Origin of the sequence: Haoranjiania flava, assembly GCF_025631005.1 — a bacterium.
Taxonomy (GTDB): domain Bacteria; phylum Bacteroidota; class Bacteroidia; order Chitinophagales; family Chitinophagaceae; genus Haoranjiania; species Haoranjiania flava.
This window is the reverse complement of sequence record NZ_JAOTPL010000002.1, coordinates 276,619-299,093: the sequence shown is the minus strand read 5'-3', so window position 1 is coordinate 299,093 and position 22,475 is coordinate 276,619. Positions and strand designations below refer to the sequence as shown.

15 protein-coding genes are annotated in these 22,475 nt (G+C 41.9%); 5 read left to right on the top strand and 10 right to left on the bottom strand.

The genetic code is table 11. From position 1 onward, the window contains the following. Window positions 1-821 precede the first annotated feature (821 nt). The 3 genes from truA to upp all read right to left on the bottom strand — a co-directional run bounded on the left by truA (window position 822) and on the right by upp (window position 3,803). Entirely contained in the window at window positions 822-1,592 is a 771-nt protein-coding gene (gene truA / locus OD355_RS02725) for a tRNA pseudouridine(38-40) synthase TruA (protein ID WP_263036914.1), read from the bottom strand. Between the two features lie 7 nt (window positions 1,593-1,599). Beyond that, window positions 1,600-3,087 carry a DUF4476 domain-containing protein gene (locus tag OD355_RS02720; protein ID WP_263036913.1) on the bottom strand — a complete coding sequence of 496 codons (1,488 nt, stop codon included), beginning with the start codon at window positions 3,085-3,087 and terminating at the stop codon, window positions 1,600-1,602. Between the two features lie 62 nt (window positions 3,088-3,149). Further along, entirely contained in the window at window positions 3,150-3,803 is a 654-nt protein-coding gene (upp, locus tag OD355_RS02715; RefSeq protein ID WP_263036912.1) for a uracil phosphoribosyltransferase, read from the bottom strand. Between the two features lie 129 nt (window positions 3,804-3,932). On the opposite strand from upp, the gene OD355_RS02710 reads away from it, so the two are divergent. After that, window positions 3,933-5,027, top strand: coding sequence for an anhydro-N-acetylmuramic acid kinase (locus OD355_RS02710; protein ID WP_263036911.1), 1,095 nt, complete (start codon window positions 3,933-3,935; stop codon window positions 5,025-5,027). 197 nt (window positions 5,028-5,224) lie between these two features. Here the strand turns inward: OD355_RS02710 and OD355_RS02705 are convergent, their stop codons facing one another. Further along, window positions 5,225-6,400 carry a serine hydrolase domain-containing protein gene (locus OD355_RS02705; RefSeq protein ID WP_263036910.1) on the bottom strand — a complete coding sequence of 392 codons (1,176 nt, stop codon included), beginning with the start codon at window positions 6,398-6,400 and terminating at the stop codon, window positions 5,225-5,227. A gap of 106 nt (window positions 6,401-6,506) precedes the next feature. On the opposite strand from OD355_RS02705, the gene OD355_RS02700 reads away from it, so the two are divergent. Both OD355_RS02700 and tpiA read left to right on the top strand, forming a co-directional pair. After that, entirely contained in the window at window positions 6,507-7,700 is a 1,194-nt protein-coding gene (locus tag OD355_RS02700) for a putative sugar nucleotidyl transferase (RefSeq protein WP_263036909.1), read from the top strand. A 171-nt stretch (window positions 7,701-7,871) separates the two neighbouring features. Next, the gene (gene tpiA, locus OD355_RS02695; RefSeq protein WP_263036908.1) at window positions 7,872-8,633 is read left to right on the top strand and encodes a triose-phosphate isomerase; all 762 of its coding nucleotides are present in this window, start codon (window positions 7,872-7,874) and stop codon (window positions 8,631-8,633) included. A gap of 312 nt (window positions 8,634-8,945) precedes the next feature. Here the strand turns inward: tpiA and OD355_RS02690 are convergent, their stop codons facing one another. The 4 genes from OD355_RS02690 to OD355_RS02675 all read right to left on the bottom strand — a co-directional run bounded on the left by OD355_RS02690 (window position 8,946) and on the right by OD355_RS02675 (window position 18,411). Continuing rightward, complete coding sequence (locus tag OD355_RS02690) at window positions 8,946-13,664, bottom strand: translocation/assembly module TamB (protein ID WP_263036907.1); 4,719 nt, start codon at window positions 13,662-13,664, stop codon at window positions 8,946-8,948. Between the two features lie 331 nt (window positions 13,665-13,995). Continuing rightward, on the bottom strand, window positions 13,996-15,114 hold the full coding sequence (gene nagA, locus OD355_RS02685) for an N-acetylglucosamine-6-phosphate deacetylase (protein ID WP_263036906.1): 1,119 nt from the start codon (window positions 15,112-15,114) through the stop codon (window positions 13,996-13,998). A gap of 122 nt (window positions 15,115-15,236) precedes the next feature. Further along, window positions 15,237-17,330, bottom strand: a complete 2,094-nt coding sequence (locus OD355_RS02680; protein ID WP_263036905.1) for an OstA-like protein — start codon at window positions 17,328-17,330, stop codon at window positions 15,237-15,239. Window positions 17,331-17,382: 52 nt separating this feature from the next. Beyond that, window positions 17,383-18,411, bottom strand: a complete 1,029-nt coding sequence (locus OD355_RS02675) for an MlaD family protein (RefSeq protein ID WP_263036904.1) — start codon at window positions 18,409-18,411, stop codon at window positions 17,383-17,385. A gap of 346 nt (window positions 18,412-18,757) precedes the next feature. Between OD355_RS02675 and OD355_RS02670 the strand changes: the two genes are divergently transcribed. After that, complete coding sequence (locus tag OD355_RS02670; RefSeq protein ID WP_263036903.1) at window positions 18,758-19,051, top strand: type II toxin-antitoxin system TacA family antitoxin; 294 nt, start codon at window positions 18,758-18,760, stop codon at window positions 19,049-19,051. After that, the gene (locus tag OD355_RS02665; RefSeq protein WP_263036902.1) at window positions 19,048-19,539 is read left to right on the top strand and encodes a GNAT family N-acetyltransferase; all 492 of its coding nucleotides are present in this window, start codon (window positions 19,048-19,050) and stop codon (window positions 19,537-19,539) included. Before OD355_RS02670 ends, OD355_RS02665 begins: the two co-directional genes overlap by 4 nt. A gap of 573 nt (window positions 19,540-20,112) precedes the next feature. On the opposite strand, the gene OD355_RS02660 is transcribed toward OD355_RS02665, so the two are convergent. Continuing rightward, window positions 20,113-21,021, bottom strand: a complete 909-nt coding sequence (locus tag OD355_RS02660) for an N-acetylmuramoyl-L-alanine amidase family protein (protein WP_263036901.1) — start codon at window positions 21,019-21,021, stop codon at window positions 20,113-20,115. Between the two features lie 101 nt (window positions 21,022-21,122). Then, a complete protein-coding gene (locus OD355_RS02655; protein ID WP_263036900.1) occupies window positions 21,123-22,100 on the bottom strand; it encodes an N-acetylmuramoyl-L-alanine amidase family protein in 978 nt (325 codons plus the stop codon). Between the last annotated feature and the right edge of the window lie 375 nt (window positions 22,101-22,475).

Here is a 22,475-nt window from a genome sequence, read left to right as displayed (position 1 = left end):
TGTCAAATTGTGTATTATTTTTATAACATACTCAAGTTGTTTCCTTACTGTTATTTCCTAATCTTTCAAAGAGCTTATTTCAATGTGTATTGAAACTTGTAAATGCTGCCGTTTCGAGCGGCGATCAATAGCTGAACTATTAAACATTTAAGAATCTTATAACCCGCTGCTTCAATTGGGGTTGCAAAGATAGTCACTTTTTTAATTCTGACAAAATTTATTTTTAAATTTTTTGTATTTTTTTGTGACCGTATTTTTTAAGAACTGTATCCGTTTCTAATTTGGGAGTGCAAAGATAATCACTTTTTTGATTCTGACAAATTTTTTGATTTATTTTTTCAAAAATTTTCAATCATAATTTCTTTAGAACTGCACCGTTTTTTCGGAGTGCAAAGATAGTCAATTTAATGTTTCTAAACAAATTTTTATTTAGATTTTTTATCCGTTTAAATGACCTTGTTTTTAAGAACTATACCCCTTTTTCGTTTGGGAGTGCAAAGATAATCACTTTTTAAATCCTGGCAAAATATTTGTTTTAATTTATTCAGATTTTATTTAGCGATGCTTTGTCAAGAACTGTACCCTTTGTTTTGGGAGTGCAAAGATAATCTCTTTTTTTGTATTTCCTAATTTTTATTCAGAATAATTTTTTATTTATTCAGCATAATTTCCAAGCAAATTTTTCAGAGAACTTACCCGCCTGTGCGGCCGACAAAGATACTTGTTTTTTTATTGCCGCCAAAGAAATCTTTTAAATTTTTAAACGCGGAGATGATTGGATGGAGACAGGTCTAAAAGGTTTAATGTGCCCGTATGCAATACTATGATATTGTGGCAGGTACAACAATATTGTAATCCTGAGGATATACCACCTTTACCAGGAACAATCCTTTAGCGGGCGTAGAGAAGTCTGCCTGTGCGCAGTCTTTAGATTCAATAATATGTTTAAAATCTTCTACCGTGATAATGCCCCTGCCTACCCTGAGCATGGTACCTACCAGCGCCCTGACCATGCCGCGCAGAAACCTGTTGGAACGTACATGGTATACCAATATGCCATCTTCCTCGCTCCACTCCGATAAAGTAATAGTACAGTTATTGGTATATACCTGTGTATTGAGCTTGCTGAATGTAGTAAAATCTGTGTACTGCAACAACAAAGCGGCCGCCTTGTTCAAGGCGCTTATATCCAGGTCGTGCCCGTATTTATAAGCCGTATCAAAATGAAAAGGATCTTTATGGCGGCTTATATAGTATTTGTATTCCCTGTAAACAGCATCAAATCTGGCGTGCGCAGAGCCTGCTACTTTAAAAATACGCTTTACTGCAATATCATAGGGCAGTAAAGCATTGATACTGTAACCATATTTATCGGTATCAAATTCCAGGTCGGTATCAAAATGAAAATAATTCTGCAATGCGTGTACGCCGGCATCGGTGCGTGAAGAACCGGTAAGCTGTATTTCTTTTCTGAATAGAATTTTCAGTACCTGCTGTAGTGATCCTTGTATGGTAGGTGCATTGGGTTGCACCTGGAAGCCGTTGTAATGCGTTCCTAAATAAGATACTTCTATAAAATACCGCTGACTCAAACCAAGATTATTTAACAGAATTTCTGAATTCTGCTTTTTTAGCTTTGTCGTAAATGAGAGACTCAAGCCCGGCAAAATTTTGCTTGTCTGATACATGGCCATACACGGCCTTAAAAAACCTTAAACGCCCGTTGTCTGTAATGAAGAGCCCTGCCAGTGTTTTTACTTTGGCTGTGGTAATACATTTTTTGCCCAGCATATCCATAGCTGTGGTCACCATATCGTCATCATTATCCCTGCCGATCATTTTATTGCGAATCTTATTGAAGTCCCTGTCTGCAATTTCACCGCCGGAGCAATTGCTGTAATTAGCTGATGCAACATCTGGTACTACTTTAGCGGATTGCACAACAGTTTCTTCTGCGGGAACAACTTTTGGCTCATTGGTATAGAAAGGATTTTCTACCTGGTTAGCCGGGGGCGCCTGCTTCTCCTCTTTTTTGATAAAGCGTTCATTCCTGTTGCGCCTGGTCTTTTTTTCAATGGCAGGCGGCGCCTGCTGTGCCAGGTCCTCATAATCAAAATACGCTATGGATTTCTTTTTTTCTTCAGCAGGCGGCGCCTGCACAGCAACTGGAGCATTTGTACTTACAGCAGCTTCTGCCGGCTGCGGCTCATCTGAAGGAATGAATATTTTTACAGAATCCGTAGACGTATTACTTAATAATACAAAACTCATTTCCCTGCCGTTGTTTACATTTTTATCTTCTGTTCTGATAACGCCATAAGTATCTGAAGGCGCTGCCAGCTCTGGTGATGCAACTACTGGCTGCGCGGTTGTTTGTGCAACAGGGGTTTCTACAGGTTTTTTCTCATCTCCTGCGCGAACAATTTTTGTCTCTTCAAAAGGATCGCGCTTTGGCTTAGGCGCCTCCTTTTGTACCGGTTTTGCAAGGTTTGGGTCATTCACTACGGTAGACATGAGATCGCCGAAAGTCCTGGATTTAGGTTCTTCTTTCACCGGAGTAGTGTTTGCCGCTACCACTGGTGGCTCTTCTGCGGCAACCGGCTTTTCTTCTACGGTGGCTACCACTACCGGCTCTGGGTCCGGCTGCTTTACTTCCGGCTGCTCTTCCCGCGTTTTCTTAGGTGGCGTTGCAGCAACTACATTGCCGGACGGCTGTTTACCATTGGCAACAATGACTTCCTGTGTCTGCAGGTCTGTAAGCGAATAGGTGCTTTTGTCTACTTCTTTCAGTGAATAACCGATGTCGTTGTTTTTTACAACAGTAACAAATTTTTGTTCAGGCGCTGCATTTTGCGGAAATCCCAACCTGAAATTGTAAGTCCCGCTTTTTAATTTGGGTATAATGAGATAGCCTATGGAAGAAGAGCTGTAAAGTTTCTCATTCAGCACCACATAAAATGGCTTACGGTTTTCTGATTGAATATAAATGAAATGGCTGTCGTCTACCTGTGCCTTTACCTTATGGATACCGGCAACAAACACAACGGAAAGCAAAAGCAGTATTATTTTTTTGATTTGAATGTTCATTCAAAGAATATTTTTAGTAGAATTAGGTATATAACTATAAAACGCTGTAATAGTTTAATTGATCAGGATTGTTTCTTTTCTCCATAAGCAAGGTCGCCTGCGTCGCCGAGTCCCGGCACAATATAGCCTTTTGCAGTAAGTTCATCGTCAATATCGCCACACCACACATGTACTTTGTTGTTGGTCTCCCTGAGCAGGTATTCAATTCCTTCGGTGGCCGCGATGGCGCAAACCACGTGTATCTCAGCAGGTTTGCCGATTGTTTCCAGTACATTCAATGTCTTAGCCAGCGACGCGCCGGTTGCCAGCATGGGGTCTGAAACTATCAGTATCCGGCCGTTAATATCCGGCGAAGTCACATATTCCAGCGCTATCTCAAAAGTGCCGTCTTTATGGTGTTTCCTGTATGCCGATATAAAAGAATTGTCTGCCTTATCAAAAAAGTTCAACAGTCCCTGGTGCATGGCCAGACCGGCCCGGAGAATGGTGGCTATCACGGGCTGTTCTTTCAGCACTTTACTGTTGTGTGTACCCAATGGTGTTTCAATTTCTTCCTCCACGTACGGAAGTGTTTTACTTATTTCATAAGCAATTACCTCTGCTACCCTTTCCAGGTTTTTCCGGAAACGCAGCCTGTCTGACTGTACATTTATTGACCTTAACTCACTTACCCAGTTTGAGACAAGACTGTGTTTATCACTTAAATTTATTACCATACGGCTAAGGTACTAATTAATTATAATGGTAAAATTTACAGATAAAGATTTTTTCAGACATTTATATAAATTTTATCATCGCAGTGCGTTTAGTATATTTGCCCAACTTTCAAAAATAAAAATTTAATCATGATTTATCGCGCACTCGGTTTAATGAGCGGCTCATCCCTGGACGGCCTGGATATGGCTTTGGTAGAGTTTGAAGAAGCCGGCAGAAAATGGAACTACAAAGTGCTGGCAAGCGGCTGTACAGCTTACCCTCACGAGATGAAAGCAAGACTTGCAGCATCAACTGCCCTTTCTGCGGCTGATTACCTGCAGCTTGATGCAGACCTCGGCAGACTGATCGGCAGCATGGTAAATGATTTTATACAAACCAACAAGCTGGAACACCGCGTGCAACTTATTGCACTGCACGGGCACACAACCTTTCACCAGCCGCAAAACGGCTTTACAGCATGGCTGGGAAACGCTGCACAGGTAGCTGCGGCAACCAAAATAAATGTAGTAAGCGATCTGCGCGCGATGGACGTGGCATTGGGCGGGCAGGGTGCACCAATTGTACCGATGGGAGAGAAACTATTATTCCCGGGCTACAAATATTTTATGAACATCGGCGGCATTGCTAACATCTCTGCGCTTACAAATGATGCTTATGCTGCTTTTGATGTATGCCCTGCCAATAAAGTGCTGAATATGCTTGCAGCACAAAAAAGCCTGGACTATGATATGGACGGCCGGCTTGCAGCAGCCGGAAACATTGATACAGAACTGCTATCCGCACTGAACAAACTGGAATATTACACACAGCCTTACCCGAAATCTCTTGCCAATGATTTTGGCATAGAAACAGTTTACCCTATGGTAGATGCAGCCCCGGTAAGCCTTGAAGACAAGATGCGTACATATGTAGAGCATATAGCCCTGCAAACGGGATATGCCTTAAGCAGCCTGCGGAAACACGCCGGCGCCAATGATACTATGATGATTACCGGCGGGGGCGCTATGAATTCATTTCTTGTAAAACGCATTAGCGAAACATTAAAACCCTACGGAATAGACACTTTTATACCAGATAATGAAACTATTGCGTATAAAGAAGCGATCGTGATGGCTTTGCTGGCTACGCTGCGCTGGCGCGAGGAAAATACGGTGATGCACGAAATCACCGGCGCTTCGAGGTCCAGCATTGGCGGCGCAGTGTGGATCGGACAGGAATATTAAGGCATTTTGCCTGATTGGTATGCCGATTACAAATCGGCCGATAGTGCTGCGGAATTGCAAATTCCGAAGAGTGATTAATGACTACCAATTTTCAGCGTAGAATTGTATTATTTCTTTTAATGCTTTGGTATGCCGATTACAAATCGGCCGATAATACTTCGGAATTGCAAATCCCGAAGAGCATAGGACTTTGAAAATTATTCCAAAGGATTTAAGATATCATAGTTGTGGCTTTTGGAAAATATCCTGGCAAACTCTTTTCCTTTGTAAATATTCTTATTGGTCTTGTTGCCAATGATAATAATAACAGCGCTATCCTGCACCAGCCTTGTAAACACGCTGTTGGTGCCGTGCCACATGCCATTGTGATAGATGACAGTATCGCCTGTAGGATTGTTGAGCATACGCCAGCCGAGGCCGTAATTATGCACAGATGGCCTTTCATTACTTAAAGGCATGTAAGACATCCTGATGGTTTCCGGGCGCAGCAAAACAGCTGAATAAAAACTCTTATCCCACTTCAACAGATCCTGCACGGTAGAATACACATTTTTATCGCCATAGCTGGCATCATACGGATCCATAGGGAAGCCGCGCGTTGTAGAATAAGTTTCAACATAATTTGCCGAGTCTTTCTTAGAGAACACATACGTATCTTTCATACCCAGCGGCAGAAAAATACTGTCGCGCATATAATCAGGAAAATTCTGTTTGGTTATTTGCTCAATAATGCTGGCCAGGATAATATAATTGGTGTTGCAGTATTGAAATACCCTGTTTGGATTAGCCGCTTTGGGAACTTTATTATCTACCATGAAATTAATAATATCCATGTTTGATGCCAGCTTTTTCTTATCCCAACCCTTATCCATCACATACAAATAATTGGGTATACCACTGCGGTGCGACAGCAGATCCCGCACTGTAACGCCATGATAGGGCAACATGGGAAAAAACTTCTGGATAGTATCATCCAGTGATACCCGCCCCTGCTCAAACAAACGCAGCAATGCCACGCCGGTAAACGTTTTGGAAATAGAAGCCAGGTGTAAAGGTGTGTGCGGTGTTATAGGTGTTTTACTTCTAAAGTCGTGGTAACCCTGGTATTTTTCAAAAAGAATAACCCCGTTTTTGGCTATGAGTATCTGCCCGTTAAATCTTTCTCCCGGGAAAAGAGAATCAAACTTGGATTGTATGGCATTTGTATAACTATTTTTTTGAGATTCAGATAGCGGTGCAAACCGGAATGAATCATTCTGCTGGGCAATGCTCCATTTTTTTTTGTGCTTTGTTTGTTTACTTTGATTCCCATCTTTACAGGCAAAAGCTACAGCAAAAAACAGAACGCCTGCTACTAAAAATTTATACTTCACGCTTAACAATTAAAAGGACAAATGTACTTGAATTGGCCTATTAAAAAATTGATGCATAAATTTCATTTGTAAGTATTTCGTTAATTTTGTCTCAAAGCTACTATCTATGCGCATCCTGTTATTTGATCCCAGGGAAAGAGATTTTTTTTTACCGCTTACTTATACACGTGCAATTGCAGATCTATACGTCGGCTCGTTTACCCTGAAACAATGGTGGCAACGCCTTGCCGAAGAGAAAATCTATATACTTACACAAGCTTATCTGCAGGAAAAGTATGAGGCATGTGCAAATGATAATGAATTTATGTACATCAATGCAACTGCTATCCCTGATACAAATATTCTGAAAGCTGCACTGGCACTGGATTACAACGAAGCATTAGTGGTAAACGATATACCCGTGGCATTTAAAAGCAGGGAACTTTACGCCAATGCAACGCAACTGCCGCAGAAGTTCGAAACCGTGGCCAAGATTGATGTGCAGCTTATGCAGTACCCCTTCGAACTTGTGCAATGGAATAAAAAATTTTTTGAATTGCAAACAGGCCTTTTGGCAAACAGCCAAAGCCGTGCTGGCATTTCATCAACCAACCTGTTAATCAAGCAGGAAAATATATACATGGGAGACGGCTGCACTATGGAAGGCTGCATCATTAACGCAAATGATGGGCCGGTGTACATTTCAAAAGATTGTACTATCATGGAAGGAAGCCTTATCCGCGGCCCGCTCTTCCTGGGCGAAGGCTCAGTGGTAAAGATGGGTACTAAGATTTATGGCGCCACTACTATCGGTAAAAAGTGTACGGTGGGCGGTGAGATAAAAAACATCATCTTGCATGACTATAGCAATAAAGCGCATGACGGCTACCTGGGAGATGCTGTGATCGGCAGCTGGTGCAATTTTGGGGCCGGCACGTCCTGCAGCAATGTTAAGAACACCGGGGGCGATGTAAAAATTATGCATCACAAAAATTCTTCTACAATAAATGCCGGATTAAAGTTCGGTGTCATCACAGGAGATTATGTGCGCACCGCGATCAACACATCCATAAATTCAGGAAGTAGTATAGGCATGTGTTGCAGCCTGCACAGTCATAAAACTTTTTCCGGTATTGTACCAAATTTTTCCTGGGGCAGTACAGAACCAAACAGCTATCGTGTGGAAGAAGCTATAAAACATATCTACAACTGGATGCAGTTTAAGGATGAAGCACTTTCGGAAAAAGACCGCAAGATCCTGGAATGGCTGTATAAGGAAAATGAGGTATCTATTAAAAAACAAAGTATTCCAAAATATTAACAATATTAGCAGTATTATTTTTGCCCAAAATTAGCGCAAGCGCTTACCGATTAGGGCAGCTTTAAGTGATAATAATTTAGAAGTTATGCAATAACATGTTTACACAACTTCATAAGATCACAACTACGTACTATCTTTGCAACCTATTAATCAAATCAAAATATTGAAATTATGCGTAAAAAAATTGCAGCAGCCAACTGGAAAATGAATCTTACTTATGCCCAGGCAAATGAGCTTTTGGATAATCTTTTTTCTAAAAAATATAGTTTGTCTGAAAACCAGCAGGTGGTAATTGCCGTGCCTGCACCATACCTGCATCTTGCCAAAGAAAAAACACAAGGCAAAAACCAGGTTTTTATTTCTGCTCAAAATATATATACCAAAAAATCAGGAGCTTACACAGGCGAAATATCAGTGGAAATGCTGCAATCAATGGGCATAGAACATACTATTATCGGACACTCCGAGAGAAGGGATTATTTTAATGAAAGCAACGAATTCCTGAAAGAGAAAGTTGACATATGCCTTGAAAACCATATCACCCCTATCTTCTGTTGCGGCGAAGCGCTGGAAGTGAGAGAGCAGAACAAGCAAAATCAATTCGTGGCCAAACAAATTGAAGAAAGCCTCTTTCACCTTTCTTCTACAGACATTCAAAAAGTTGTGATAGCTTATGAACCCATCTGGGCTATCGGCACGGGCAAAACAGCTACAAGTGAGCAGGCACAAGAGATACAGCAGTTTATACGCCAATTGATTGCTAACAAATACGATGCTGCTACTGCAGATGCAGTATCTATTTTATATGGTGGCAGTGTAAAGGCAAACAATGCCAAAGAATTATTCTCCCAGCCCGATATCGACGGTGGCCTGGTTGGGGGAGCATCTTTAAATGCTGAAGAATTTGCAGCTATCATCAATGCTTTAGCATAGTTGCAGGAATAAGTTATTGCAGGAATAAGTTATTGTAGGAATAGGTTATTGTAGGAATAGGTTATTGTAGGAATAGGTTATTGTAGGAATAGGTTATTGTAGGAACGCGCCTCGAGGCGCGTTCACTATTAAATACCACAACATTCTAATCCAGGTTTTGTTAATTTATGTTATAGAAAATATGGAAAGGTACGCGCCTCGAGGCGCGTACCCACATCAACAAAGGCTGTTTCCAAATTGGGGAACAGCTTTTTTATATTTAGTTAAATTCAGCTTGCAGCATTTCCGGGTGGGGACGTCATTCGATATGACCTACGGTTTAAATCTCATTAAACTGTCTTCAGCCTTAAGTGAGTCTTTAGCCCTTCTGCGGTAGAGCAATTTATCAAAATCTTTGGAATAGCTTACGCTTATGCCCTGCCTGTTTTGCCGTCCTATATTTCCGGCCGTACCAGCAAGGCCGAGGCTTGTTCTGTTAAAGATCAGCATGCGCAGCCTGCCGTCTTTACTTAAGATAATCTGTACAGAGATATCGGGCAACCATTGAAAATTGTTGTTGGCTAATGCTGATGCCGCGTTAATATTAAAATCAAAATTGTTACCGAAAGTTACGATCACACGGCCGTCGAGGATGCTCTTGCTCACTCTTGCATTGATAATCTGCCTGTCGAGCCTCCCGGCATTTACGTCGCCGAATAAACTGGCGCTGCTATAGGTAGAGCCACTGATATCTACCCGCAGGCTCCTGTCGCCCGTGATGCGGAACAGTGCATCTGATAAGGATTTATTAAGCTCGGAGGTGATCAGTTGCGAAATCGTATTTACACCGGCAGATGCAAAATTTACATTAGACCCCTGGCCGTAAGGCGCGAATGTATTGAACACGATCAGATAAGTTACCTGCTTAAGCATTTCGTTATCGTCGGTAGCCAAACGGTTGAGGAATGCGCCAAAATCAGGATCGGATTTGATAACGCTCCCCGTAGGGAAATCCAGGCGGAAGCTGATGTCGGGTTTCACCAGGTCGCCGCGCAACTGTACTATCACGTACACATCACCACGGTAAGAACCCACATTGCTGTTGGAAAATAATTGAGCAGAGGCGTTGTTGCTCAGCAGGTCGCGCACGGTAATGTTTTGTGCAGTATACTGTGCATCTATATGCAGGTTGGCTTTGGTAATGTCGCCGTTCCATTCTATATAATTGTTGGTGCCTTCCTTAAACTCAAATGGTTTAGGCACAAACGACTGGAAATTAAAATCATACCTCCCAGATTCAATATTGTACCTGCCACGCATGGTAATGTCACCTTCTGCCGGTATAGAAATGCGCAGCCTGCCGTTTCCTTTCGCCTTGATTATATCGCCCGTTAAAGGATCAAGTATCAACTGCATGTCTGCCATCTTATTGACCGTAAGGTCCATGTTTACAGATAAGTTGGAAGTGGCGGCAGTTTTTGTTTCTACTTCTTTTCCATATTTCTTAAATGCCATGAAATCTGCGCTTGCTGCCTCTTTGCGGTCGCCAGTAGGGATAAACAGCTGCGAAGAATCGGCCACTTCGCCTGTAATGTTCATGCGCATATTGGTCTGCGGGCCTGTGAGATCAAAGTTTACCTTACCTATTGCTCTCCCGTAAAAAGAACTGTTGTCTTCAGGCTTTGTGTTCAGCACAAGCATTTTGTCTGAAGCAGCATGCAGGTCAAAATCCATATCGCGCAGCCGGTTGTGATAGATCCTGCCGCTGAAAATACCGGTATTGTTTTTTTCATCTTTCAGGAGAAGATTACCCAGGTCGATGTATTCACCGGTCATGCGTACATTTATAGAATCTGAACGGTACCGGACTTTTGTAAAATTAACCGTCATAGCAGCATCCTTCAGCAACACATCACCAATCAGGTAAGGGCGTTGGAAAGTGCCATTCACCGATAGATTGCCATAAGCATTGCCTTCAATATCTGACAATACGGTACCGAGAAATTTGTTGAGTATGGTGGCTTTTGTGCCGTCAAAAATAAAATTGGCCAGCAATGGCATACCGGTTGTATCCATGAGCCTGTACCTGCCCTGTATGTCTACATCGTAGGTTTCATTATCGGAAGAAATATAATAAGAGATTGTTTTATTAGACCCCAGGAAATCGGCATCTATATTTACAACGCCAACCGAATCATTTTCCAAGCGGAAATGATCTGCCTTTAATTTAGCTTCCATTTTAAACGGGCCGTAAAAGTTCATCAGACGCACGGTGCCGTTTGCATTGCCTTCCATGCGCGGAGAGGCTACAACCAGCGGCAGGATGTCGCCGAGGTTTACATCTTTTAATTTTACCACCAGGTTGTTGGATGAACCGCCGATGGTCTCCGATTCAACGGTGAGCTCCTGGAAACCCTGCGAGAATTTTACGTTCCTGGCCGAGGCTGTTCTTCTGCCTATAAATATCTCACCACGCTCCTGCAGGTTCCAGTGCTTGTCATTCAATACAAAATACGATGGCCGGAAATTTATGCGTACACCGTCTTGCAGCGTGTATACATCTGCATCCAGGTTTACTTCGTTGATAGAAGTCTGTGAGCCTGTAAATATTTTTACATGCGAATGATCTTTCTCTGAAAATACAGTTAGTGTAGTATTGGGAAAAATGGTGCTGTCGGTAACATGTATCTTTTCAATATTGCCGTTAAGATCCAGCCGTGTGTAGTTGCCGTTACCGCTGAGGGATAGATTTTCAAAACGGTAGCGTTTATATTCTGCATACGGAAAAGTAGCATTCACATAAAATTTTCCTTCACCAAACGTATTGATGTCGCCTGTGATCTTTGCATTGTTCAAGCCGCTTAAGTGGCGGTTGATCAATTGGGCGTATTTAGAAAAATCATACGTATTTATTTTGAAACTTATCTGCTGGTCGCGTGGTATGCGTTTTGGTTTATCTATTATGGATGGATAATAATTATTCAGGAACAACTGAACAGTAGCCGGCAGGTCTATGATGGAATATTTACCATATACTTCTGCATCAAATTCATTACTTCCGAGGGTAAGTACTTTATTATTCTGTTCATCTACAAATGCATACAGGTTTAAAGAGTCGAAGTTAATGGTGGTAGAGTCTACCGTTACAATGGCATTCAGCATCTTGGCGGAACCTATAAAGTCATCAATATTTTTCCCTTCAAAATTCAGGTCAAACAGCGCTGCAATATTTACTTTTTTGTTGAGCAGCTTTGTTGCAAACATATCCAATTTTGCAAGGTCGCCTACTACATTAAATTTCGGACTGCTGCCGGTGAAGTCTACTTCTATATTTCCCACAAGGCGGGCATTGCTGTCAGCAACATTTAGTTCACCGGTAAAAGATTTGTTTTGTACCGTACCATTCACATCAATATTCCGGTAGGTATAGTCTTTAAAAACAAGGTAATTAAAATGGCCCCGCAAGTCTGCACGCGCGTGGTCAATATCAAAGCTGCGCCCAGCTACGGTGCCGTTGAAGCTGATATTGCCTACATCTTTCGCAGACAGGAATCTTCCAAAATTAAACCTGTCCGTAGCAATGGTGCCGCTGTATGTAGGTTCTGCATTCTTTGGCAACTTCATGTTCAGCTTAGCCGTTACATCGCCCAAAGCAGTTGTAAACCGTCCGTTGGTAATAAAGTCATGCACCGTGCCTGTAAAGTTCCCGCGGTAACTGATCCTGCCTAAAGCCTGCAGATCGGGCTTCTTTACCTGCCGCAATTTTGGTGCAAATACAGCCAGCTCATTGATGGTGGCAAGCAAATTGAGGTCTGTGAAATTGATGAGGGTGTTATCAACGTCCGGCAGCCCTTTTACTGTGAGATCGCCGCTGGCATACATGTCATTACTGCTCTTCAGCATAAGATCGTTGATGGCAAAATTATCTACTGTGCCTGCCAGCGTGCCATCAATGCTGTATACTTTTTTCCATTCTTTAAGTTCGGGTGCAAAATAAGCGATGTCGTTGGTGGCAACACGGGTGTTTACCAGGTTGCCGCGCATCAAAATATCTGATACGAAATTCTTTAAATCGTTTTTTAAATCTGTGTAATGAAAGGAAAGATAATTGCCCACCCTGCTTTCCGGAGTGCGTATAAATAATTTATTTAACTGCATCCTTTGAGGTGTCAACACTACGCCGGCATTGAATTCCCTCAAATCGAAGCCGCTTCTTTCTCTCAATGAGATTACCACATTTCCTCTCATGGTGTCTTTGATGAAAGTATAATTTCCTGCTGAAAGATTCACATCATGTACTGCAATATGCTTAGGGTCAAACACACCGCGTGTTGACCGGAGGTGTGCATCGCCGTTGTGAAAGGTAAATCTGCCACCGCGGACATTGATGGTATCCAGCTCCAGCAGCATGTCTTTTGCATTAAAATACAAGCCGTTTTCCTCAAGGCTTCTCTTGCGTTGTTGCGGATTTAAAGCTTTCATCTGCGCTACCAGCACTACAGGATCGTAAATCTGTATGTTTTGAATTTTAAAAATGTTCTTCATGAAGTCCATGCGCCTGGCATCCAGGAAAAGCATGCCCACACGCGCATTCAGTATACGGCCTTCCCAGAGATCGCGCTGCTGGAAGTAAACATTTTTAAAATCAATCTTTCTGGGACTCAGCTGTATGGCGCGTTTGCGCTTTTCCCTTGGTGTTTCCGGTGTAAAGTAATCGATCACAAACTGGTAGTTCCACACTGAATCAGAGCGGTCCATCTTTACTACGGCATCTTCCAGCCCGATATATTTCAGTTCAATATTGTCTTTCAAAAAAAACCAGTCTGTTACACGCACCTTCAAAGAGCCTGCATACAGTAAGGTATCTTTGCTCCTGTCCCTCACCAGGATGCCATTAAGATTCATCCTGTCGAACAGGCCGATACTTACATGCTTGATGCTTACCTCGGTTTTTAATTCCCTGGAAAGTTTGGCTGTAATGCGGCCGGATAAATAGTTTTGAACCAGATCGGTCTGAATAAGCAGCCATACCAGCAAGATAATTGCCAGCACAGCCAGTAGGAACTTATAAAATATATTAAATGCTCTTTTCAGTACGCTTGCTTATTGATTCACTTAAAAAATACGATTATTGATGAATGAACAAAAATAACAAATCCTAAAGATTTGAGTTGTTTTTAATAAGCAAGTTTGCCTGAAAGGCCTGTTAAACTCATATATTTTTATCGTTTCTATGCCAGGGTCATCAATAATTGCGCAGCGCCTGCTATTTCAAATACTCATTGTTACGTCTCAACGTTGGAACCACCAATAGCTAAGAGCTTTGAACAATAAAAACATAACAAAGCATCTTGCCGACTAATCTTATTGTGAAATAGTAGCATTACATGTGTAGGGACTTGCCGCGCAGGAAAGAGGCTACTAACTCATAATCCCCGTCAAAAACTATAAAGTCTGCATAATTATCTTTTCTGATAATGCCTCTATCATTCATGCTGAGAATCTTTGCCGGATAGGCAGATGCCATGCGCAGAGCTTCTGATGTTGTAATGCCGGCGTGGTGTACACAATTTTTTACTGCTTTCAGTAAGGTCAGTCTGCTTCCGGATAGTGTACCATCCGGCAGTGTGTACCTGTCTGCCTGCTTATGGTGAACGTAACTTCCTTCTTTAACCTCTTCAACTGCGTCAGTAATCAGGAATAACCGGTCACCTAAGATTTGTTTGCTAATTGCAACGGTGGCATAGTCGACATGTATTCCGTCTGCAATAATACTGGCTTGTACTTGTTTGTCCAGGAACACAGCGCCCGGCATTCCTACATCCCGATGATGCATTGAAGACATAGCATTGAATAAATGTGTAGCCAGTCGAATACCATTTTCAAAGCCTGCTTTTGCTTGTGTATAAGTTGAATCGCTATGTCCTGCAGAAACAATAATTCCCGCATCTGTAAACAATTGTATGTAGCCAGGATCAACGCATTCAGGCGCTAAAGTAACAATCTTCAAAACATCTCCCGTATCATGTACAAGCTCTTCTATTTCTTTTTTAGAAGGACTTTTAATAAACTGTTCCAAGTGTGCTCCTTTCTTTCCAGGATTGATAAAAGGCCCTTCAAAATGAAGCCCAAGAACAGCGGGATGTGGATTTGATCTTACGATGCTGGCGGCTTGCCTGAACACCTCCATGGAATTAGTAGCAAGAGTGATCACAAATCCTGTAGTGCCGGTACTTACTAAATAATCAGCAATAGCATGCAGCGACTGTGCAGTAAGCTCCTGAGAAAAAAGATATCCCCCGCCGCCATAAATTTGCAAATCAATTAACCCGGGAGCAATAATGCTGTCCTGGAAATCGTACAACATAATATTTTCAGGCACCTGATCATTATCCACAATGGCTTCAATACGTTCATTGATAAAGATGATTGCTTTTTCTGTCAGCATCTCCAGTCCGGTGAATATATATTTTGATTTTATTGCTTTTCTTTCTGTAATCATAATAATAATGATGTTTTTTAATAATAAGGTATTGTATTCGCGAAATCTCTAAACTTTATTAGGCTATGCCAGCAAATGGCAACTCCTGAATAATTATCCTGAGAAATATTTTTGCCGAAGCGCTAAGGTTCCCTGTTAGCCGGTGCGGTGTTTTCCGTTTGTTCATCCTCAGGAGTTGCGGAAGAAGATTCAATAACTTCAACTGCAGGCGCAATAAGATCGTACTTGGATTTAGGGCGGCGTTCGTTGTAAAGCCTGTAGCCGCGCAGCCTGATAGCATTGTGATCTACCTGCCGCATGGGATAGGTGGTGCCTTTTACATCCTGCCGGCCTACGATTTTCAGCAACTGCTTATCCTTAAAATAAAAATCAAGTATATCGCTTTCCTGCTGGTTTACCCCGAGGTATTTTTCGCCATCGTCTAACAAATAATATATACTGCGGGCATTACCTTTCGCCTGCATACTGTCTACTTGGCCATTGGTAAAGTACGCGTACAGGTAGGTGCCCGAGAGCTGGTTGTAAAATTCATTCAAGGCCTGGCCGCTGTTCCGGTAAGGCTGGCTAAGCATCATTGCATTCTTCCACACGTTGATGCGTTTTGGTTTCCTGTTTTGCGTAAAAACATAGATCGTATCGCCTACCATTTGTGTAAACTGGTTGTTGCTGCTTGTCCACACAATTGGTTCCCTGAAAAGGCGAAATACAGAATCCTGTGAAGAATAAAACATACTGTCGCAGACTGACTGCAAAGAATCGTTGTATATTTTTACGTTGTAATACACTTCAATGAAGCGGTCTTTATCATCATCGTTTTTACCCGACGCGCTATCTGCCGGCAAAGCTGTTGAAGGGAAGCCAAAACCGGGCCTGTCATTTCTTTTCAGTGTGGTGTCTGCTCTTGCAGCCAAAGTTTTGTCAATGGCTGATGGCGTAGTCTTGCCGGGATCAACAATTGTATCGGTGCGGGCAAGTTGTTTTTGCAATGTATCTGTACGTTCTATGCCCAGCAACGAGGCCATATCTGCGGTTGCTTCTTTTTTTACTGCTTTTTTCTGCGTTCCCTGAGTTGGTGTTTTTTTAAGCGGAATACTTTTATTTTCCGGCAGAACCTCTTTATCTAAATGCGGCTTTACTTCGGGGTCTACATCGTCCTGGATGTTATAGTCCACAGAATCAACAACTGCCCTTTCTTCTTTTTGTAAAGTAAGATTTTTGTAATTGATGCCTGCAATCCTGTCTGTAAGCCTGGCGGAATAAATGGTATCTCCTGAAACGTAGGTGGAGTCTCCCTCCTGAGCCATTATTGCCAATGGATTTACAGTAGCCAGGAATGATGATTCATTTTTATTGGTTTTAATGTTGTTGGCAATCACTACTATGCCCTGTGCCGTATCTTTGAGAATGGCATTGCCTCTGGCCTCACCAAAGCCGCTGCGGTCGTCGTAAGCCACTTCATCGGCAACCAGGTGGGTTGTACTGTCAACAATAGTAGGACGGCTGCCGAAATAAGCCTGCCGCGTGTCCATGTTGTAAGTGCCGTCGCTGGTAATGATTTTGCGGTTGTTGCCGCTGTTGATCTCCGTAGGAACTACAAAGGTGGCTATTCTAGTAGTAGTGTTGTACAAAAGCGAATCTGTAGTAATGCGGTATTGCGGGTCTACCAGCAATACTTTTTTAGCGAAAGTAATGTCGCGCGTATCGCCGTAATATATTCCTTCACGGCTGGTAAGCATTGTTTTTCCGTTCACCAGTTTACCGCCGCTTTTATAGACGCCTATACTGGTATTCATATCGTAATCCAACTGGTCTGTGGTAAGTGTTCCGGTGCCATCCGTAAGTTTTACGTTGCCTTGCAGGTAGGCAGTGCGCTCTTTACCTTTGTACCTGAGGTAATTGGAATAAGTGTGTATGCTATCCTGGTCATTGATATGTACCCTGCCAAAGGCTTCCATGATACCGGTAACGGTGTTTAAAGATACGCTGTCGCAGTAAAAATAAGTGCCTGCCTGCCGCATGATCACATTGCCGGCAGCATACTGGTAATCGTTGTTCTTGCCTAACCTGCCCGCACGCACAATATCTATTACTTTAAAGCCGGGCGATTGAAAGCTTACAAGAGGTTGCTGGGCATGTGCTCCCCCGTAAGATACCAGCAGCATGCAGATGCCGGCCAGCAGCGGCAACAGAAATTTCCTTATTGTATTAGTCTGCAAAATCAATTTTTAAAGTACTGTTGAGCGTCACGTGTCAGCAAGCATCATCAGCTTATTTATTCAACGAATCTTTTTTCAGCGGTGTGTAGCCGGTGGTCGGCTGCAATGGTTTTGTAAGGTAATTGTTATCATTCCTTCTGCCGAACAGCGAGAAGTGTACATATCGTTTGGGATTCACACGCAGGTCATCCATCAGGATGTTGAGGCTGCGGGCAGTTTCGCTAAGCTGGTCATACACCTGGCGGTCGTTGATAAGCGCACCAACAGTACCGTTGGTAGTATTTAACTGGGCTACTGCCACGTTGAGCGTAGTAATAGTGGAATCCAGCCTGTTGAGCGTATGCTGCAACTCCAGTTCAGAAAGTTTCCTGGTGGTGGTTTCCAAATTCATCATGGAAGAATTAAGCCTGGCGTTATTGCCGGCAAGGTTGCCCGTAAAGCTGTTTACATTTCCCAGCGTAGCAGCTATTACACCTGACTGTGCGTCGAGCAGCCTTTGAATAGAATTAATGGTAACGGTTAACCCAGCAGTAACGCGCGAAAGGTTGGCAATGGATTGCTGCATGTTGGTCCTGGTTTGCAGGTCTACAATGCTGTTGAAATTTTTAATCAGCGAATCTGCAGAAGTAAGCGCCATCTTTGCCTGGTCTGCCAGCGGAATAATCTGCGAACTTACCTGTCCCAGCAGGCCGGCGGTGTAAGTAGACCGCAAGGTATCGCCGGAATTCAGCATTTTCTTATCATCACCTAAAGTGATTTCTACGCTCGATGTACCAATAGGATTGCTGTTTATAGCTGCCAGTGAGGTAGAGGGAATTTCAAAATCCTGGTTGAGCTTTATCTCTACCAGGATTTCTTTCAGGTCTTTGGAAGCCTTTATAGAGTACACGCTTCCGGCCTGGAAACCGTTAATACTTACCGGGTTTGAGTTTTGCAGGCCTTTTGCCTCGGAGAATTTTGCATAAAGAAAAAATCCGTTTTTGAAGATATTCTTTCCTTTCAAAAAATTAAATCCAAGAAAAAGAAATAATACCGCAAAAATCGTAAGCGCTCCTATTTTGAACTCGTTTGAAAGTTTCATTCGTATATTTTTATTTTTTTTGGCCAACAGTATTGATTACCGTCCCTTTTCACGGGCAGTATGCCTGCTAATGCTACAAGCATGCTCTAACAATCACCACTTTACATTTCTCCCGTGCAAGATACTAATTTCAAGTATTCATTTTTAATTCATCCGTATTTTTTTTGTTCGCCCGCTAACCTGCTAATTTTTATGGGATAGAACTCCGCTTATACAACTCCCCCTGTTACCATAAAACATTCCTTTACGTTGTACCGCAACATTAATCAAGCAATCGTACAGGAATTTACCGTACAAATAATTTATTTACGGATTTTTTACGTACATTTGAAAAAACATTTCAATTATGAGTACGACAATTAAAGAACATGCAAGATTTGATGCAAGACTTCCTAAACAGCAAAAACAGTTTTTTGAGAAAGCTGCATATTTAGGCGGGTATAGAAGTTTAACTGATTTTGTCATTTCAACTGTACAAGACAAAGCAAAAGAAATTGTACAGGAAAAAGAACAGGTAATAGCTTCTGAAAGAGACAGCCAGATCTTCTTTGATGCAATAACAAACTCAAAGCAACCTTCTAAAAATTTAAAAAATGCTTTGGAAGACTACAAAGTTTTTGTATCAAATTCAAAGAAATGATTGAACTTTTAGACACAAAACACAATCGAGAAAATTTTGATTGTGGAAAAGAGCCTTTAAATAATTATTTGAAAACTCAAGCAGGGCAAGACATTAAGAGAAAGCTGTCTGCATGTTTTGTTTTATCTCAAAATGATGCAAACATTCAAGGATATTATACTCTTTCAAATAATAGCATTCCTTTAAATAGTTTTCCAGAACATATTAGAAAGAAACTTCCAAAATCATACAATGCAATTCCCACTACCTTACTTGGGAGATTAGCAATCGACAAAAAATATCAAGGTCAGGGAATAGGAAAAATATTACTTATTGATGCACTAAAAAGAAGTTATGAAATATCAAAAGAAATTGGTTCATTCGCAGTTGTTGTACACCCGATAGATGAAGAAGCTGAAAGGTTTTACACAAAATATGATTTTATAAAACTCCCCGACAGCAAAAAAATGTTTATAGCTACCAAAACATTACAATTACTATTCGGATAAAACTGCCATTAACAATTCAGTTTTCGTTAGTGCATTCACAATAGCATTTATTTGGAATTATACTTTTGAAGAATGGTCGGAATTGCAATCGAACAAATATTATGAAATAACCATAAAGATTAGGAATCTATACCAACCTGGAATGAGTATTGAACCTAAAAAAATGGTTATTCCATGTGTCAACTGAAAAAACAAATAAATATACACACATGAAATAGCCATAAGCAAAGTGGCATACCAACGTCAATGAATAAAGGCTATTCCATGTGACAACTGAAAAACAAATAACTATATACACATGAAACCTTTTGCCTTTATTACAATATGAAAAAAACCTGTACTTGGAAAAGATATGAAGGAATAAACACATCCTTTTAGGCCAGAGAACAAGAAACCGGACTGCGCATAAAAAACTGCCATCATCCTGTATAGGCAAAGCAGCGCTAAGACTATGATTTGACATTTTGCAAGGCACAACTTGGTTCTTCGATTGAACTTTGTACTATTTTTCCGCCTTGGGTGAAAAGCGCAATCAATGCACAAACAATAAATCAATAAAGCCGTGAAAAATTTTTACAGCGAAACTGAAGTACTCAGATATGTTTTCACCGCGTTTACCATAGCGTTTACAATCTCCATTTGGCCTTCGTGGCTGTTTAGATATCTTTCTTCTTCAGGATTGGAGATAAAGCCGATCTCTACCAGCACGCTGGGCATGGCTGTAGCCTGCAAGACCCATATACCCTTGTTTCTTTGCTTGGCCATGCGGCTTTCCCTGCCTGTTTTGATGAACTCCTGTTCAATATTTTTGGCAAGTGTGGCGCTCCGGTTAAAATACTGCTTGGAACGCAGTGTGTAAATAATATTTTTTTCAGGAGAATCAGGATCGAAGTTGGCAAGCTCTTTCCGCATCTCATCATCTATATAAAGTTCTTCATTATTTCTCAGCGCATTGGTCTTGCTGTCAACCTTATCAATAGACCATATAAATGTTTCCGTGCCTTTGGCAGGGTTTGGCTCTGACCACCTGCGGTATACAGGCACTTCCCTTGTATGCTTTTTCCTTTTTTTCCCTTTGCCCGTATAGTATGTTTCCGTTTTGTATCCTGTGATTTCGCTACGGTTGATCTTCGGCGCTGCGTTGCAATGAATAGAGATGAACAGGCTGCCGCCTGCATTATTGGCAATATCTGCCTTGGCTTTTACGTTCTGGGTAATGTCGCTGCTGCGCGTCATAATGGTATTTACATGCGGGAATGCCCTGACAAGCGCATCCCGAAACTTAAGCCCTACAGCCAGCGCTATATCTTTTTCTTTTGAAAATGCACCTACAGCTCCTACATCAGAGCCGCCATGCCCGGGATCTACTACAATAGTAAATTTATCATTCTTTTGCTGGGCTGATGAAGTAAACGGGAAAGTAATAATTGTTAAAAAAATTGCTAAAAAGTATGGATTTAAAATTACTTGCAAATGTTTCATCCGTATATTTTTTCTATTATCAATTACCTTGTAAGGCCAACAGCTATTTGATGTTTTCAGCATTGTTTTTGGGTTCAGTGCGCAAAATAACACTATTATTTTTAATCTGCACCCTGTAAGCCTTCTGTAATAATGCCTGCCTCTACATTTTTCTTGTAGATCACAACTGCGTTCATGATAGCATCGGCTATGGTATCCTGGCCGGAAGTACTGTTCAGATATTGTTCATCCGCGGGGTTGCAGATATAGCCTGTTTCCACCAGAATGCTGGGCATCGCAGTTGCACCCAGCACTTTTATACCGCGATTGAACTGCATGGCGCCCCCTGCGCTGGGCAGGCCTTTTGCCCTGAACTCTTCTTCTACCAGCTCTGCCAGCGCTCGGCTGCGGTTCATGTATTTTTTCAGGTAAATAGATGCCAGTATTTTAGCTTCCTGCTCATCCATTGAAAACGTTGTATCCATATCGTATTCACGGCTCATTTCCTGGTTGATGTAGCCTTTCTTTTCATCGTTTTTGGCAGCAGACCATACATAGGTCTGTGTGCCCCTGGTGGCACATGGCAGGCGGTAAGATTCATATACATTTACTGTTCTGGTCCCGGTGATCTTTTTCCTCTTTTTACCTTTCCCGGTATAAGTGGTATAGTTTTCCTCACGTGTGCCGATCACTCTTCTGCCATACCTGGCCGCTACATCATTGACGTGTATGGAAATGTACAGATCGCCTTTGTTGTCGTTGGCGAATTGCGCACGCCAGCGGTTGGCCGCATCCTTGTTTTGCAATCCATTGGGCAGGTTCCTGCTGGTCCTGGTGTAAAGAATTTTACAGTCAGGCAATGCTTTTTTTAACTTTTCCCCCAACTTCATGGCAATGCCAAGGTTTATATCTGCTTCATTGCTGAAGCTGCCCTGCGCGCCGGGATCTGGCATGCCGTGTCCGGCGTCTACAATAATTGTTTTTATGCCTGCTTTGTTTTTACTGTTTCTCTTATCGTCATGCGCATAAACCTTCCATGAAGCATTTTGGGCCAGCAACAAGGTTAAACACAAAATTTGTATTGAAAATTTCAGTTGCATGTGTGTATTTTTTAGTGCGCCGCTTCGCGGCTTTTTTTATTTTTTACCGATGGCTATCTGAAGAATTACTTCCAGTGAACTTCGTTTTAGCCAAATAATCATCCCGGTTTGTCGCGCCTGAGGCGGGATGGCTATTTCATTGTTCAGTTAAATATAAAGTAAAGGTCCTGCGGTGTACTGTCTCCAGCTTTTAGAGCAATATTTTGTCCCTTACGTTTATTCATACCGGCGCGGCAAACAGGCAGCGAAGAAACTATTTCTTTTTTATTGATTGAAATAAACCAGAAGAGTTACTTTTGCATCTTAATAATCTTTGAAGAATAATTAACTACCTGTTTTTATCTTTTATGTAATCCTTCTTATTAATATTGCGTA